Source organism: Streptomyces sp. G5(2025) (assembly GCF_049542075.1).
Lineage (GTDB): Bacteria > Actinomycetota > Actinomycetes > Streptomycetales > Streptomycetaceae > Streptomyces.
In genome coordinates this window covers 1,119,570-1,134,293 of record NZ_JBMUZT010000002.1, presented here as the reverse complement: position 1 = coordinate 1,134,293, position 14,724 = coordinate 1,119,570, and the positions used below count along the sequence as shown (strand labels likewise).

At 72.9% G+C, this 14,724-nt stretch carries 12 protein-coding genes and 1 pseudogene; 4 read left to right on the top strand and 9 right to left on the bottom strand.

From position 1 onward, the window contains the following. The first annotated feature begins 78 nt into the window (after window positions 1-78). A complete protein-coding gene (locus ACOBQB_RS05430; RefSeq protein ID WP_423589201.1) occupies window positions 79-1,077 on the top strand; it encodes a TIGR03842 family LLM class F420-dependent oxidoreductase in 999 nt (332 codons plus the stop codon). On the opposite strand, the gene ACOBQB_RS05425 is transcribed toward ACOBQB_RS05430, so the two are convergent. The 5 genes from ACOBQB_RS05425 to ACOBQB_RS05405 all read right to left on the bottom strand — a co-directional run bounded on the left by ACOBQB_RS05425 (window position 1,058) and on the right by ACOBQB_RS05405 (window position 6,265). Then, window positions 1,058-2,179 carry an alpha/beta fold hydrolase gene (locus tag ACOBQB_RS05425; protein WP_423590420.1) on the bottom strand — a complete coding sequence of 374 codons (1,122 nt, stop codon included), beginning with the start codon at window positions 2,177-2,179 and terminating at the stop codon, window positions 1,058-1,060. The two genes, ACOBQB_RS05430 and ACOBQB_RS05425, sit on opposite strands and share 20 nt — an antisense overlap. Before the next feature lie 465 nt (window positions 2,180-2,644). Next, the gene (locus ACOBQB_RS05420) at window positions 2,645-3,472 is read right to left on the bottom strand and encodes a helix-turn-helix domain-containing protein (protein WP_423589199.1); all 828 of its coding nucleotides are present in this window, start codon (window positions 3,470-3,472) and stop codon (window positions 2,645-2,647) included. Between the two features lie 10 nt (window positions 3,473-3,482). Then, window positions 3,483-4,064 carry a DUF2867 domain-containing protein gene (locus ACOBQB_RS05415; protein ID WP_423589197.1) on the bottom strand — a complete coding sequence of 194 codons (582 nt, stop codon included), beginning with the start codon at window positions 4,062-4,064 and terminating at the stop codon, window positions 3,483-3,485. Next, window positions 4,061-4,735, bottom strand: coding sequence for a TetR/AcrR family transcriptional regulator (locus ACOBQB_RS05410; RefSeq protein ID WP_423589195.1), 675 nt, complete (start codon window positions 4,733-4,735; stop codon window positions 4,061-4,063). The genes ACOBQB_RS05415 and ACOBQB_RS05410 overlap by 4 nt, the downstream gene beginning before the upstream one ends. Window positions 4,736-4,744: 9 nt before the next feature. Beyond that, the gene (locus ACOBQB_RS05405; protein WP_423589194.1) at window positions 4,745-6,265 is read right to left on the bottom strand and encodes an NCS1 family nucleobase:cation symporter-1; all 1,521 of its coding nucleotides are present in this window, start codon (window positions 6,263-6,265) and stop codon (window positions 4,745-4,747) included. Between the two features lie 205 nt (window positions 6,266-6,470). Between ACOBQB_RS05405 and ACOBQB_RS05400 the strand changes: the two genes are divergently transcribed. Continuing rightward, complete coding sequence (locus tag ACOBQB_RS05400; RefSeq protein WP_423589192.1) at window positions 6,471-7,286, top strand: DUF4232 domain-containing protein; 816 nt, start codon at window positions 6,471-6,473, stop codon at window positions 7,284-7,286. On the opposite strand, the gene ACOBQB_RS05395 is transcribed toward ACOBQB_RS05400, so the two are convergent. Further along, entirely contained in the window at window positions 7,181-8,245 is a 1,065-nt protein-coding gene (locus tag ACOBQB_RS05395) for a lipoate--protein ligase family protein (protein WP_423589190.1), read from the bottom strand. The genes ACOBQB_RS05400 and ACOBQB_RS05395 overlap by 106 nt on opposite strands. 182 nt (window positions 8,246-8,427) lie before the next feature. Here ACOBQB_RS05395 and ACOBQB_RS05390 point away from each other — a divergent pair. Continuing rightward, window positions 8,428-10,010: pseudogene (locus ACOBQB_RS05390) on the top strand (SDR family oxidoreductase). A gap of 44 nt (window positions 10,011-10,054) precedes the next feature. Then, window positions 10,055-11,428, top strand: coding sequence for a cryptochrome/photolyase family protein (locus ACOBQB_RS05385; protein WP_423590418.1), 1,374 nt, complete (start codon window positions 10,055-10,057; stop codon window positions 11,426-11,428). A gap of 43 nt (window positions 11,429-11,471) precedes the next feature. Here ACOBQB_RS05385 and ACOBQB_RS05380 read toward each other — a convergent pair whose 3' ends face one another. From ACOBQB_RS05380 to ACOBQB_RS05370, 3 genes are all read right to left on the bottom strand, one after another. Then, the gene (locus ACOBQB_RS05380; protein ID WP_423589188.1) at window positions 11,472-12,368 is read right to left on the bottom strand and encodes a glycosyltransferase family 2 protein; all 897 of its coding nucleotides are present in this window, start codon (window positions 12,366-12,368) and stop codon (window positions 11,472-11,474) included. Further along, entirely contained in the window at window positions 12,365-13,318 is a 954-nt protein-coding gene (locus ACOBQB_RS05375; RefSeq protein WP_423589186.1) for a glycosyltransferase family 2 protein, read from the bottom strand. The genes ACOBQB_RS05380 and ACOBQB_RS05375 overlap by 4 nt, the downstream gene beginning before the upstream one ends. A 187-nt stretch (window positions 13,319-13,505) precedes the next feature. Further along, window positions 13,506-14,600 (bottom strand): carboxylate-amine ligase, encoded by a 1,095-nt coding sequence (locus tag ACOBQB_RS05370; protein ID WP_423589184.1) that lies wholly within the window; start codon window positions 14,598-14,600, stop codon window positions 13,506-13,508. Window positions 14,601-14,724 lie beyond the last annotated feature (124 nt).

Here is a 14,724-nt window from a genome sequence, read left to right as displayed (position 1 = left end):
CCGGGGAGAAGTCCACGATTGTCCCTTCTCGGATCACCTCCGAGACCTCATCCGGCACGTGGACCAGGAGGTCCCGCTGTGGATTTCGGACTTGTGCTCCAGACCGACCCGCCCGCCTCGGCGGTCGTCGGCCTCATGCGGCGGGCGGAGCGGAGCGGCTTCCGCTACGGCTGGACCTTCGACTCCGCCGTCCTGTGGCAGGAGCCGTTCGTCATCTACAGCCGCATCCTCGAACACACCACGCGGCTGACGGTGGGCCCCATGGTCACCAACCCGGGCACCAGGACCTGGGAGGTCACCGCCTCCACCTTCGCCACCCTCAACGACATGTACGGCAACCGCACCGTGTGCGGCATCGGCCGCGGCGACTCCGCGATGCGCGTCGCGGGCCGCAAGCCGAACACGCTGGCCCGGCTCGGCGAGGCCATCGACGTCATCCGTGACCTCGCCGAGGGGCGCGAGGCGGACGTCGACGGGCGGCGGCTGCGGCTGCCGTGGGTGCGGGACGGGAAACTTCCGGTGTGGATGGCGGCGTACGGCCCGAAGGCGCTCGCGCTCGCCGGGCAGAAGGCGGACGGCTTCATCCTGCAACTCGCCGACCCCTACTTGACCGAGTACATGGTGAAGGCCGTGCGCGACGCGGCGACCGCCGCGGGGCGCAGGGCGTCCGACGTGAAGATCTGCGTCGCCGCGCCCGCGTACGTCGGCGACGACCTCGCGCACGCCCGCGAGCAGTGCCGGTGGTTCGGCGGCATGGTCGGCAACCACGTCGCCGATCTCGTCACCCGGTACGGCGAGCACTCGTCGGCGGTGCCGCAGGCCCTCACCGCGTACATCAAGGCCCGGCAGGGCTACGACTACAGCCACCACGGGCGGGCCGGGAACCCTGACGCGGCGTTCGTGCCCGACGAGATCGTCGACCGCTTCTGTCTCCTCGGCCCCGTCGAGTCACATCTCGAACGGCTTCGGGAGCTACGGGAGTTGGGCGTCGACCAGTTCGCCGTGTACGCGATGCACGACGCCCGGGAGGACGTCATCGACGCGTACGGCTCGTCGGTCATCCCGGAGTTCTCCTGACGCCGCTTCCGACGCCGGAGAGGAACGCGAGCAGCAGGTCCGCGGCGCGCCGGGGCGCCACCGGTGCGGGTGCGTCGCCGACGCCGTGGAGGAACTCCAACCGCAGACCGGGCACGGCGCGGTAGCGGTCGGCCGACCGGCGCCGCCGACGACTGTCCTCACTGCCGAGTACCGCCAACAGAGGGATGTCCAATGTGCTGAGCCTTTCCGGGAGTTCGCGCTGACCGAGGCAGTCGAAGGCATCCCGCGAGGCCGCGGTGGCCGCGAGGTACGTCATGCCGCGCACCCTCATGACGATCCGGTCGGGGATGTCGGTCTCGCGCGCGGCGGCGGTGGCGGGGACCTGGCCGCCCGGGGCGTCGCCCAGCATGCGCCACACCCACCGGCCGAGCACGGGCACCGTGACGAGACGCCCGGGCCACCGCTGCGCAAGGCCCACGTCGGAATCCGGCGGCCCGGTGTCGAAGAGCGCCAACGCCCCTACGAGGTCCGGGCGTTGCTCGGCCAGGGCAGTGCCCACCAGGCCGCCCGTCGAGTGCCCGGCCACGATGGCGCGGCGCACGCCCAGCTCGTCCAGGGCGGCGGCGACCCTGCGAACGTGGACCGGGACGCCGCCGCCACTCCCGGACGGGCGCGCCGACCCGCCATGCCCGGCGAGGTCGAGACGGACGACACGGTGGGCCCGCGCCAGCACCGGGACCACGGGCTCCCACCAGTCCGACGGGCCCGTGAGCCCGTGGAGCAGGACGAGGGCGAGGGCGTCATGGGGGTCATTCTGGGTTGGGCGGGGTCGGGCGTCGGGGTGCCCGGATTGGCCTGCGGCCCGACGCACCTGCGCGTCGGGACGTTCCGTCGGCCCTGCGGCTCCGCGTGCCTGCGTGTCGGGACGTTCCGTCGGCCCTGCGGTCCTGTGGCTCTCCGTGTCGGGACGTTCCGTCGGCTCTGCGGTCCTGTGGCTCTCCGTGTCGGGACGTTCCGTCGGCTCTGCGGTCCTGTGGCTCTCCGTGTCGGGACGTTCCGTCGGCTCTGCGGTCCTGTGGCCCTGCGCGTCAGGATGTTCCGTCCGCGCTCCGGCTCTGCGGCCCTCCGCGTCGGGGTGCATCGCCCGGCCGGTGGTGTCGGGCGGTTCGGTGTCTGGGTGGGTGGCTCGGCTTCCGGCCTTGCTCGCCTCCGCGTCTGGGTGCGTCACCCGGCCCCCGGCCTCGCTCGCCTCCGCGTCGGGGTGCATCGCCCGGCCGGTGGTGTCGGGCGGCTCGGCGTCAGGGTGCGCGTCCCGACCTCCGGCCCCGCTCGCCCCCGCGTCAGAACGCATCGCCGCGGGGCAGGCCCCGCCCGCCCCCGCCCCGGGGCGCATCGTCCGCCCCCCGGCCCCGCCCGCCCCCGTCTCAGGCCCCATCGCCCCGCCTCGTGGCGTGAGGTGCGCGCAGGCCATGGGGCCGCATCGTGTGAGGCGTGTCGGCAGGTGTTGTCTGTGCTGGTGGCGCCGCCGGGCGGGGCACGCGGGAGGGCATGGGTGGCTCCGTTCGGGCAGGGGTGCGCATGCCCCTATTTCACCGGCCGGAGCCGTTCACGTCTTGGACGAATGTTCCTCCGACGAGACGCTCAGCTCAGCCGGCGTACAGTCGGCGAAGTGCCGTACGTCGCGGTGCAGATGGGACTGGTCGGCGTAACCGCACGCCGACGCAACCTCGGCCGCGTCCCGGCCCGCCGACAGGCCGCGTACGGCTCGGTCGAAGCGGACGAGCATCGCGGCCCGCTTGGGCGTCATCCCGATCTGCGCGCCGAACCGGGACCACAGCCGCTTCCGGCTCCAGCCGCAGGACGCCGCGAGGTCGGCGACGCGCACCTGACCCTGCCGGGCGACGATGTGCCGCCAGGTGGCCGCCACCTCCGGGTCCGTCGCCACGCCCGCCCCGAGCCGCTCGGCGAGGAACTTCTCCAGCAAAGCGAAGCGGGCTCCCCATCCTGGCACCTCGTGCAACTGCTCTCTCAGCAGAGCCTCCTGGCGGCCCCACAGGTGCGCCAGGTCGATGACGGCTCCGCCCTCGCGGTCGGACGGTGCGACGTCCAGTGCGGAGTAGGCCGTGACAGGGGAGAGGCGGACCTCGACGCAGTCCACCCCGCGCCCCCGGATGCGCGCCGGCCCGAGCGACAGTCCGGCGCCGATGCTGCTCAACACCCGCCCGCCGTAAGCCTCTTCGACCGTCAGCGCGTCTTCGCTCAGCTCCAGCACCACTGTGACGGCCGGCTGGGGGAGTACCCGCGCGTCGAGGCCGATCGCATCCCGGTCGCGGAAGCCCGCCACCTCCACGCCGTCGAACGGCGCTCCACCGGCCGGGCGGGCGACCTCCCACCCGGGCGGCGGCTCCGCGGCTTCGGACGGATCCGGTCCCATACAGGGCAGATTACCGGCTGTGCGCCCGCCACGTTTCGCCGATCCCACGCATCAGCGGCGGGTACACGAACAGGTGCCGGAACGGGGCGATCGCAGCCATGTAGGCCTTACCGAAAAGGCCGTTGGGCTTCACCAGCACGGCCATCTGGCCCCGGTGGCCGCCCGCGCCGTCGGGCACCCAACTCAGGTGCATCACGCCGTGGACGGTGCGGTTGCTCATTTCCGAGGCCCATTCGTCGTCCGTCAGATAGACCGACGTGAAGGGCAGCTTCTCGAACTTCGGCCCCGCCAGGCCTTCGCGCAGATCGGCGGGCAGCCGGTCGCGCAGGGTCGCCACCCGCGAGCCGACACCGGCCTCCGGGCGGTCCCAGCCGAGCAGCTTCCCGAGCTTCCAGCGGATCGCGAAGAGGGCACGGGCGACGGCGGACGGGCTGTCCGACGTGTCACCCGCGACGGTGTCCCGCACCAGCAGCGGGAAGTCATCGGGGCCGCCCGGCGTCGGCAGCGCCCACACGTCGTAGAGGCGGAAGTCGGAGGTGATCTCGTGTATTCGCCAGGGCCGTGACGTGTGGGCGGTGTCGGGGAGCTTCATGCGTCTGCCTCCGTCTGCTCGGTGCGCGTGCGCGTGCGTGTGCCGGTGCGTGTGCGTGTGGACGAACGAGGGTCGAGTCCGAGGACGCCCGCGACGGCGCGGACGGCGAGCTGCGCGTCGTGGGGTTCCTGACCGGCCAGGGCGATCACCGTGCCGTCGAGTGCGCCGACGAAGGCCAGGGCGAGGGTGCGCGTCGGCGGGCCGTGCGGGATCGCGCCCGCCTCCCGCGCGGCGCCGATGAGGTTCTCGCAGCGCGTGACGAGGAGTTCGTAGGACCGCTCGATCTCATGGCCTACGGGGTGGTCCTGGCCGCTGAACTCCAGCCGGAGCGCGGTCGCCACCCGCGCGCCGTTGCGCCGGCAGTACACCGCGTGGCCGCGCGCCAGCGCGAGCAGGGCCGCGACGGGCTCCCGCTCCCGCTCGATGAGGGGCTCGACCTCCCGCGTCCAGGTCTCGCCGATCCACCGGATCACGGCGAGGGTCAGATCCTGCTTGTCCTTGAACTGGTGGTAGAGCGCCCCGCGCGTGTATCCCGCCTCGCGCGCCACCTGTTCGAGTACGAGGTTTCCGTAGCCGTAGCGGGACAGGCCCCGCGCCGCCGATTCCAGGAGCGCGCCGCGGGTGCGGGCGCGTCGGTCCGCCTGGGTGACTCGCTCAACACCTACATGCATGTCTGTATGTTACTGCTCCGCTCCGCCGCCCCGCGCCCGGCTCCCCTTTCGGGCTTCTCGCCAACTCTCGTGACTGGTCAGGCAGTACAGGAGCAGGGCGGCCACGAGTCCGACCGCCCACCCGTAGTCGGCCAGCGGCTCCAGGGCGGGGATCAGGCCGTCCTCCGGGAAAGGGCCCTCGCCCGGTGCGGAGTGGGAGCCGCCCACCGCGAGGGTGCCGCCGACGGCGAAGGCGAGCAGGGCCCGCCAGTTCCAGCCCGCCGCGTACCAGTAGCGCCCGTACGGCCGGTAGAGGTCCGCGAGGTCGAGGACCGTGCGGCGCACGATCCAGTAGTCGGCGATCATCACGCCGGCCACTGTGCCGAGCAGCCCGCCGACCACCCCGAGCCAGGTGAAGATGTACAGCTCGGGGGTCGCGGTCAGCTTCCACGGCATCACGAGCACCCCGACCACGCCCGTGATCAGCGCCCCCACCCGGAAGTCGATGAGCTTCGGGGCGAGGTTCGACAGGTCGTACGCCGGTGAGACGACGTTCGCGGCGATGTTCACGGAGATGGTCGCGACCAGCACCGTCACCAGGGCGAAGAGCAGGCCGAAGGCGTTGTCCGTCTTCGCCGAGAGCTCCACCGGGTCCCAGATCGCGGTGCCGTAGACCGCCTGCGAACCGGAGGTGACCAGGACCGACAGGAACGCGAAGGCGGTCATCGTGGTCGGCAGGCCGAGCGTCTGCCCCCATACCTGCGCGCGCTGGCCCTTGCCGAAGCGGGTGAAGTCGGGGATGTTCAGGGACAGGGTGGACCAGAAGCCGATCATGCCCATGAGGGCGGGAAAGAAGACCCGCCAGAAGTCCGCGCCCCAGCCGAGTCCGGAGGGCTGGTCCAGCAGCGGGCCGAACCCGCCCGCCTCCGTCGCCATCCACACCAGCAGCACCACCGCGCCGACCATGACGAAGGGCGCCGCCCAGTTCTCGAAGCGGCGCAGGGCCTCCATTCCCCGGTAGATGATGGCCAGTTCGAGCGCCCAGAAGATCACGAAGCAGAGCCAGAGCGTCCACGGATGGCCGCCGACCCGCGAGGCATCCGTCCAGCCGCCGAAGATCTTGCCCATGAGCAGGAAGATCCCCTGGCCGCCGATCCAGGTCTGGATGCCGAACCAGCAGCAGGCAACCGCCGCCCGGAGCAGCGCCGGCAGGTTGGCGCCGCGCAGCCCGAAGGAGGCGCGCGCGAGCACGGGGAAGGGGATGCCGTACTTCGGCCCCGCGTGCCCGGTCAGGAGCATCGGGAGCAGCACGATCACATTGGCCAGCGCGATGACGAGCACCGCCTGCTTCCAGTCCATCCCGAGCGCGACGAGCCCTGAAGCCAGCGTCCAGGAAGGGATGTTGTGGGCCATGCCCACCCACAGGGCGGCGTAGTTGTACACGCCCCAGGTGCGCCTCTCAGGAGGGACGGGCAGCAGGTCGTCGTTGGTGAACCGGGGGTCGGCCGTCGCGGTGACGTTCTCCGCGGGAGGAGGGCAGGCGTCGTTCATGGGCAGGCCGCCGTTCGGGAAAGGGACGGACAAGACGCTGTGCGGGTGCCGGCGATCTCACGCGAAGCGAAGCGGAGGGGAGGGGGAGGGGAGGGGGAGGGGAGGGGGAGAGAAGGGTGGCTGGACTGTACAACTCCCCTGCCGTGTCAGGGGAGTTGTCGTGCGCCGCCGGGGCCGCCCATCGTGGCCATGGCATGATCCCTGCGTGACCGCCATACCGGGACAGCCGCTCAGGTACGCCGTCGCCCTCGCGGCGACCGCCCTTCTCGTGTCCGGGTGCGGGCTCGGCGCGGAGCTGGACCGCGAGGTGAACCCGGAGCGCGAACCGACGTCCGGGGCGACGTCGCCCGAGCCGAGCGACGCGGCCGGGCCCGCCGACCTCTCGCTCGGGCCGCAGCCCACCGATGCCCCCGCGGACCCGTCCTCCCCGCCCTGCCCGAAGTCGGGCGTCAGCGTGTCACCGGGCATGGTGTCCGCCGCGACGGGGCTGCGCGCGATGTCCGTCAAGGCGACCAACTGCGGCAAGGGTGTCCGTGAGCTCAACGGCTACCCGGACATCCGCGTCCGCGGCGTGGACCGGGAGCTCTTCGACGTGACGGTGCTCAAGGGGACGGAACCGGTCACCACCATGGACGACCCGGGACCGAGCCGCGTCAGGCTCAAGCCGGGACAGTCCGCCTACACCTCGCTGGTCTGGCGGTACTCCGCCGTGGACGCGTCCACCCTGCACGGCAGCGGCGTGTACGTCGAGATCGGCACCGCCAAGGGCGCGCCGCGCCAGACCATCGAGCCGGACGGCGGCCTCGACATCGGCGAGACCGGCATGCTCGGCACGACCGCCTGGCAGCGGAGCCCCGAGGACGACGCCGCCCCGGCGGGCCGACCTCCGTACGGCTCAGGACGCGTACGTACTGCTCACGGCACCCGCGCCGTCCACTCGGCGGTGCCGAACTTGGTGCGTACGAGCTCCTGGGCGCGGGCCAGTTCCCCGTCGGTGACCGTGCCCTCGGCGAGGCCGTAGCGGGCGCGGAAGGAGTCGATCATGCGGTCGATGACGGTCTCGCGCGGCAGACCGGTCTGACGGCGCAGCGGGTCCACCCGCTTCTTGGCGCTCTTGGTGCCCTTGTCGGAGAGTTTCTCCTTGCCGATGCGGAGCACTTCGAGCATTTTGTCGGCGTCGATGTCGTAGGACATCGTCACGTGGTGCAGGACCGCGCCCGCGCCGCCGCCGGGCCCCACCACGCGCTTCTGCGCGGCGCCCGCGATCTTCCCCGCGTCCGTCGCGATGTCGTTGAGCGGCTGGTACCACGCCTTGATGCCCATGTCGGCGAGCGCGCCGAGGACCCAGTCGTCGAGGTAGGCGTAGCTGTCCTGGAAGGAGAGCCCCTGCACGAGGGCGTCGGGCACGGAGAGGGAGTACGTGATGGTGTTGCCCGGCTCCACGAACATCGCGCCGCCACCGGAGATGCGGCGCACGACGTCGATCCCGTGCCGGGCCGCGCCCTCCTGGTCGACCTCGTTGGCCAGCGACTGGAAGCTGCCGATGATCACCGAAGGGGCGCCCCACTCCCACACCCGCAGCGTCGGCGGGCGGCGGCCCGCCGCGACCTCCTGCGTCAGCACCTCGTCCAGGGCCATGTGCAGGGCGGGCGGCTGGGGCCCCTCGTGGACGAGCTGCCAGTCGTAATCGGTCCAGTCGGTGGCGTGTGCCAGGGCACGGCGTACGGCGATCCCCACGCCCTCCGCCGTCAGGCCGTACAGCACCGTGCCCTCGGGGAGCGCCGCCTCGATGCGGGCGGCGAGGCCCGCGGCGTCGGTGTCGGCGGGGGCGCCGTCCAACGCGGCGTTGATCGCGTCGAGGGCCTCGTCCGGTTCGAGGAAGAAGTCGCCGGCCACACGGGTGTGCCGCAGCTCGCCGCCCTCGACGTCCAGATCCACCACGACGAGCTTGCCGCCGGGGATCTTGTACTCACCGTGCACCGTGCTTCCTCCATGCCCGCGGGACGCGTCGCCCTCGGCTCGCTGTTTTGAATCGTCCCCAACGCTAGCCGAGTGCCGGATTGTCCGGCCGGGCGGAAGATAGGGCGGGAGGGACAGCGAGGGCACGCGGGGGGCAGGAAGGGAAGACGTACGTGAGGGCGAGCGAGTACATGGAGGAAGCGATGAGCGGGCACGCGGCACCGGGCGGCGAGCCGGGGCCCCGCGTCCTGGTGACGGGGGCGACGGGCTACATCGGCGGCCGCCTCGTCCCCGAACTCCTCGACGCCGGGTTCCGCGTGCGCTGCCTGGCCCGCACCCCCGAGAAGCTCCGCGACCACCCCTGGGCGCCCCGCACCGAGGTGGTACGAGGCGACGTCACCGACGCGTCCTCGCTGGCCGAGGCGCTGCGATGCGTCGACGTCGCGTACTACCTGGTGCACGCCCTCGGCACCGGCAACGGTTTCGAGGAGACCGACAGGAAGGCGGCCGAGATCTTCGCGGAACAGGCCCACTCCGCCGGTGTACGGCGCGTCGTCTACCTCGGCGGACTCACTCCGTCGGGCGTGCCGCCCCGTGAACTCTCCCCCACCTGCGCTCCCGGGCGGAGGTCGGGGAGATCTTCCTGCGCGCCGAGGTCCCCGCCACCGTGCTGCGCGCGGCCGTCGTCATCGGCTCCGGTTCCGCCTCCTTCGAGATGCTCCGCCACCTCACCGAACGGCTGCCGGTCATGGTCACGCCGAGCTGGGTCGGCACCCGCATCCAGCCCATCGCCGTCCGCGACGTCCTGCGCTACCTCGTCGGCAGCGCGAGCATGCCGCCCGACGTGAACCGCGCCTTCGACATCGGCGGCCCCGACGTCGTCACGTACGAGCAGATGATGCGGCGGTACGCGGTGGTCGCCGCCCTGCCGCGCCGCCTCATCGTGCGCGTGCCCATGCTGAGCCCCGGTCTCTCCAGCCTCTGGATCGGCCTCGTCACCCCGGTGCCCCGCGGCCTCGCCCGGCCCCTCGCGGAGTCCCTGCGGCACGAGGTGGTCTGCGACGAGCACGACATCGGACGGTACGTGCCCGACCCGCCCGGCGCCCCCATCCCCTTCGACGAGGCGCTCGCGCTGGCCCTGCAACGGGTCAAGGAGGCGCAGGTCGCCACCCGCTGGTCGTCGGCGGCGCTGCCCGGCGCGCCGAGCGACCCTCTGCCGACCGACCCCGACTGGGCGGGCGGCAGCCTCTACACCGACCGGCGCCAGATCGCCGTCGACGCCTCACCCGAAGCCCTGTGGCGGATCGTCGAGGGCGTCGGCGGTGAGAACGGCTGGTACTCCTTCCCGCTGGCCTGGGCCGTGCGGGGCTGGCTGGACCGCGCGCTCGGCGGCGTCGGGCTGCGCCGGGGCCGCCGGGACGCGGCACGGCTGCGGGTGGGCGACTCGCTCGACTTCTGGCGGGTCGAGGAGATCGAGCCGGGGCGGCTGCTGCGGCTGCGGGCGGAGATGCGACTGCCCGGCCTCGCCTGGCTGGAGATGCGGGCCGAGCAGGACCCCGGGGGCCGCACCCGCTACCGGCAGCGCGCGCTCTTCCATCCGCACGGGCTGCTCGGTCACGCCTACTGGTGGAGCGTCTCGCCGTTCCACGCCGTCGTCTTCGGCGGCATGGCCCGCAACATCGCCCGGGCCGCGTCCAGGGAGGCGGCGCGGGAGGCGGCGCGGGAGAAAGAGGGAAGTGAGAGGAGTGAGGCGAGCGGCCGGTCTCCCGCGGGAGCAGCGCGGTGAACACGTCGGTGAAAACCTCGGCGAACACGTCGGTGAACACCTCGGTGAACACCTCGGTCGTTCTGTTCACCTCCGACCTGCGGGTGCATGACCATCCGCCGCTGCGCGCCGCACTCGCCGGGGCGGACACCGTGGTGCCGCTCTTCGTCCTCGACCGGGCCATCGAGGACATCGGTTTCGCCGGGCCGAACCGCAGGGCGTTCCTCGCAGACTGCCTGGCCGACCTCGACCGGCGGCTGCGCGACCGCGGCGGGCGCCTGGTGGTGCGCGGCGGCGACCTCGTCGAACAGGTGTGCGCCGTCATGGCGGACGCGGACGCTGCCGACCTTCACCTGGCGGCCGGCGTCAGCCGGTACGCGCACGACCGCGAGCGGCGGCTGCGCGAGGCACTGCAGGCGGACGGCCGCCGCCTGCACGTCCACGACGCCGTGATCACCGCACTCCCGCCCGGCGAGGTGACCCCCGCGGGCTCCGACCACTTCGCCGTCTTCACCCCGTACTTCCGCCGCTGGTCCGGGCACGCCCTGCGGGCCGTCCTCGGCGCCCCCCGCACCGTACGCGTCCCCGACCGCGTCCACTCGCTTCCGCTCCCCGCGCGCGAGGACCTCACCGGCCTCTCGCCGGGGCTCCCGCGCGGCGGCGAGAGCCAGGGCCGGGCGCGGTGGAACGCATGGCTGCGCGACGGCATCGACCGGTACGGCGAAGACCAGGACCGCCTCGCGGACGACGCCACTTCGAAGCTCTCACCCCATCTGCACTTCGGCACCCTCTCCCCGGTCGAACTCGTCCACCGCGCCCGCGCCCGCGCGACCCCCGGCACCGAGGACTTCGTCCGGCAGCTGTGCTGGCGCGACTTCCACCACCAGGTGCTCGCGGCCAGGCCACGGACGGCGAGCGCCGACTACCGCCCGCGCGGCGACCGCTGGCGCTCACCGGAATCGGCGGCGGAGGACATCCGGGCGTGGCAGGAGGGGCGTACGGGTTACCCGATCGTTGACGCCGCCATGCGCCAGCTCCTGCACGAGGGCTGGATGCACAACCGCGGCAGGCTGCTGACCGCGAGCTTCCTGACGAAGACGCTGTACGTCGACTGGCGCGTGGGCGCCCGCCACTTCCAGCGCCTGCTGGTCGACGGGGACCTCGCCAACAACCAGCTCAACTGGCAGTGGATGGCCGGGACCGGCACGGACAGCCGCCCCAATCGCGTGCTCAACCCTGTGCTCCAGGGCAAGCGTTACGACCCCTGCGGTGTCTACGTACGCCGCTGGGTACCGGAGCTGCGTGAGGTGCGAGGCGCCGCGGTCCATGAGCCGTGGAAGCTGCCGGCCGAGGAGCGGGCGCGCCACGGTTATCCGGAGCCGCTGCTCGAACTGGCCGAAGGGCTGCGGCGGTTCCGGCGGGCCCGCGGGCTGGACTGAACGGTGGCGGCCCGCGGCGACCGCTCCGGGCTCGGCCTCGGCCTCAGCCCACGTAACGGCGGGCGGACGAGTGCCGCTGCGCCTCTTCCAGGGCCCGCAGCCGTGCCTCCGCCGCGCGGGGCAGCACCCGGCGTTCGCGTACCACCCACGGCAGGGCGGCCGCGGCTTCCGCGAAGGCCCGCGCCGACACGATGTCACGCGGGACCGTGCGGGCCAGGTGCGCGGTCCGGCGCAGGGCGGGCCGCGCCGGACGCCGCAGCCATGTGAACCACAGGGTGTTGCGGATGCCGTGGGCCCGGCGCAGCGTCGTGTCCCGTATCCGGGAGGGATGGTGATGGATCGTCAGGTGATCGGCGTACACCAGCCACCAGCCGGCCGCCGCCAGGTCCGCGGCGAGCAGCTCCTCCTCGCCGCCCAGCCACAGCCGGGGGTTGAAGCCGCCCGCGGCGCGGAAGGCGTCGGCGCGCAGCACGGTCGCCGCGGCCAGGAAGGAACCGAGGGCGGGGCCGGGCAGCCAACCCGGCCCGTGCACAGGGGAGTTGCGCAGCTCCTCGGTGATCGGGTCCTCGGTGCCCTCCGGCTCGACCAGGATGCGGGCCGTGACGGTGGCGACAGCGGGATGCTCGTCGAGGAGGTCGGCGGCGCCGGACAGTGAGCCGGGCGCCCACCAGGAGTCGTCGTCGCAGAAGGCCACGTAGGGCGTACGCACCTCACGGACCGCGAGGTTGCGGCCGACGGCGCCGAGGTTGCGGCCGGGGCACAGCAGCCGCACCGACGGGTGGTGGCGGGCGACGGCGTCCGCCGTGCCGTCGGTGGAGGCGTTGTCGACGACGATCACCGCGGGTCCTTCGGGCAGCTCGGCCAGCCGGTCGAGGGTGCGCAGCAGCTCGGTGCGGCGGTTGTGGGTGATGACGACGACGGTGGTGCGGGTGTCGGTCATGGCTGTGCTCCGGGTCGTGGCTGTGCTTGGGTCACGGCTGTGCTGTGGGTCATGGCTCCGTCCAGGGTGCGGGCGGCTTGCTCAAGGTGCGGAGGGAGGGGGCGGCGGGCGCGCAGCGCGGCCGGCAGCCGCGCGAGGGTCTGCCGCAGGGCCTGGCGGGCGGCCGGATCATGACGGGCCTCGGCGGCCAGTCGGCGGGTGCGGGCCAGGGCGTGCGGCAGGGGGCGGCGGAGCCACAGGGTCAGGAGTTCGTTGCGGCGCATCCTGGCCGGGCGGCCGCCGCGCGGGGCCGGGTCCGGGTGGTGGTGGGCGACGACGTCCGGGCAGTGCGTCACGCCCCAGCCGTGTGCGGCGAGGTCATAGGCGAGGAGGGTCTCCTCGCCGCCGAAGAACAGCAGCGGGTGGAAGCCGCCCACCTCCAGATAGGCGCTGCGGCGGACCACGGAGGCGCAGGCCAGGAAGCCGAGGACCTGGGTGCCCGGCAGGTCGCTCGCCGGGCCGAGCGGCGACGTGGCGAGGATGTCGTTGAGCGGGTCGGGTCCCTCGGCGGGCCCCACCAGCGTGCGGGCGGAGACCAGACCGAGGCGGGGGTACGCGTCCAGCAGCTTGGCCGCGTGCTCCAGGGCGCCGGGCGCCCACCAGGAGTCGTCGTCGCTGAAGGCCACGTACGGGGTGCGCAGGGCGCGCACGCCGTCGGTACGGGCCAGAGCGCCCCGATTGCGTGGCAGGGCCACCACCCGCACCTCGGGGAAGTCGCGGGCGAGCCGGGAACGTGTGTCGTCCGTGGAGGCGTTGTCGACGACCAGGATCTCGGGCCGTTCGGGCAGGTCGAGCAGGCGCCGCAGGGTGCGGGCCAGGCTGTCCGCGCGGTTGCGGGTGGCGATGACGACGCCGGTGTGGGGTGTGTCGGACGTGTGGGGTGTATCTGGTGTGTCGGGTCTCTGGATCATGAGGCGTGGGGGTGGGTTACGAGGACGCGCATGACGGTTGTTGCTCCAGCTCGGGCGGCGTTCGGGCGGCGTTTGGACGCCGTTCGGACGGCGTGAGGGCGGCGTACGGGAATCGCTCCGGCCCCGCTGGTCCCGCGCCATGTGCTGTCTCAAACCTTGGGGGGCCGCATCAAGGCTCGGGGCGGCCTCAGGGAGCGACCGTTTCGCCGGTGATCAGGTCCACGAGGGCGGGCAGGCCGCCGTCGGCCAACGCGCGGAGCTGACGGTCCGCCGAGGTGCCCTCCTGGAGCAGTCGATGCATCAGCGCGGTCACCTCGCGGGTGTCACCCGCCTCGTCCAGGGCCGGCGTGATGTGGTCGAGCAGCATGCACAGCACGTCACCGGCCCGGCGTGGCTGCCCGTCCGGATCGATGAGCGTGCCGCTCAGGCCGTGCCGGGCCGCGTGCCAGTTCGCCGCCTGCAACAGCTCCGGCGTGCACTCAGGGGGCGGGGCGCCCGCCTTCTCGTCGCGTATGGCGGTGGCGACCAGCGCCCGGACGATCCCGGCGAACATGACCGCCGAGTCGGCGCGCAGCTGGACGTCCGCGCAGCGCACCTCGACCGTGGAGTAGCGGTCGGAGAGGCGGGCCTGCCAGTACAGCTGACCGGTGTCGCGGATGATGCCGGTGTCCAGCAGGCAGCGGATCCGCTTCCCGTGGTCGGCGAGCGAGGCGAAACGTGGCGGCGGGCCGCTGACCGGCCAGCGGCCGAAGATCACGGTGCGCCAGCTCGCGAAGCCGGTGTCGTGGCCGTCCCACAGAGGCGAGTTCGCGGACATGGCCACCAGGGCGGGCAGCCAGACGCGGATACGGTTCAGGATGGCAACGCCCGTCTCCTGGTCCGGCACGGCGGCGTGCACGTGCATGCCGTTGACGAGCTGCTCGGCCACGAGCTGCGGGGCCTGGGAGCGCAGGGCCAGATAGCGCGCCTTCTGCGTCACCGGCACGGGAGCCGCCGTCCGGTAGGGAGCCGTCGCGCAGGCGGCGATCCGGCAGCCATTGCGCTCCGCCGCCGCGCCGAGCGCGTGCCGCAGCCGCAGCAGGTGGCCGCCGACCTCCTCCAGGTCGGTGCAGATCGGCGTGGCGACCTCCACCTGGGCCTGTAGCAGCTCCGACTGGACCTCACCGTCCTCGGTGATGGGCCCCAGTCCGGCCGCCGCCCGCACCTGGTCTCCGAGCGGTACCGGCAGGCACGTGTCCGGATCGAGCAGCAAGTACTCTTCCTCGACCCCAATAGTGATCATGTCGTATCGGATACCCCCGGAAGGAAGGGGTAAATCGGGCATCGCGGTGAACGGTTCGGTCTGTCCTGCCGTTCGGGTGACGTCGGACTGCGCGGGCGCCCGGGCCGACCTGCGGGGCTTCACT

Coding starts and splice junctions, on each gene's coding strand:
- ACOBQB_RS05380 (WP_423589188.1), bottom strand. CDS start 12,368: ATGACCGACACCCGCACCACCGTCGTCGTCATCACCCACAACCGCCGC.
- ACOBQB_RS05415 (WP_423589197.1), bottom strand. CDS start 4,064: ATGAAGCTCCCCGACACCGCCCACACGTCACGGCCCTGGCGAATACAC.
- ACOBQB_RS05370 (WP_423589184.1), bottom strand. CDS start 14,600: ATGATCACTATTGGGGTCGAGGAAGAGTACTTGCTGCTCGATCCGGAC.
- ACOBQB_RS05410 (WP_423589195.1), bottom strand. CDS start 4,735: ATGCATGTAGGTGTTGAGCGAGTCACCCAGGCGGACCGACGCGCCCGC.
- ACOBQB_RS05405 (WP_423589194.1), bottom strand. CDS start 6,265: ATGAACGACGCCTGCCCTCCTCCCGCGGAGAACGTCACCGCGACGGCC.
- ACOBQB_RS05375 (WP_423589186.1), bottom strand. CDS start 13,318: ATGATCCAGAGACCCGACACACCAGATACACCCCACACGTCCGACACA.
- ACOBQB_RS05420 (WP_423589199.1), bottom strand. CDS start 3,472: ATGGGACCGGATCCGTCCGAAGCCGCGGAGCCGCCGCCCGGGTGGGAG.
- ACOBQB_RS05425 (WP_423590420.1), bottom strand. CDS start 2,179: ATGCACCCCGACGCGGAGGGCCGCAGAGCCGGAGCGCGGACGGAACAT.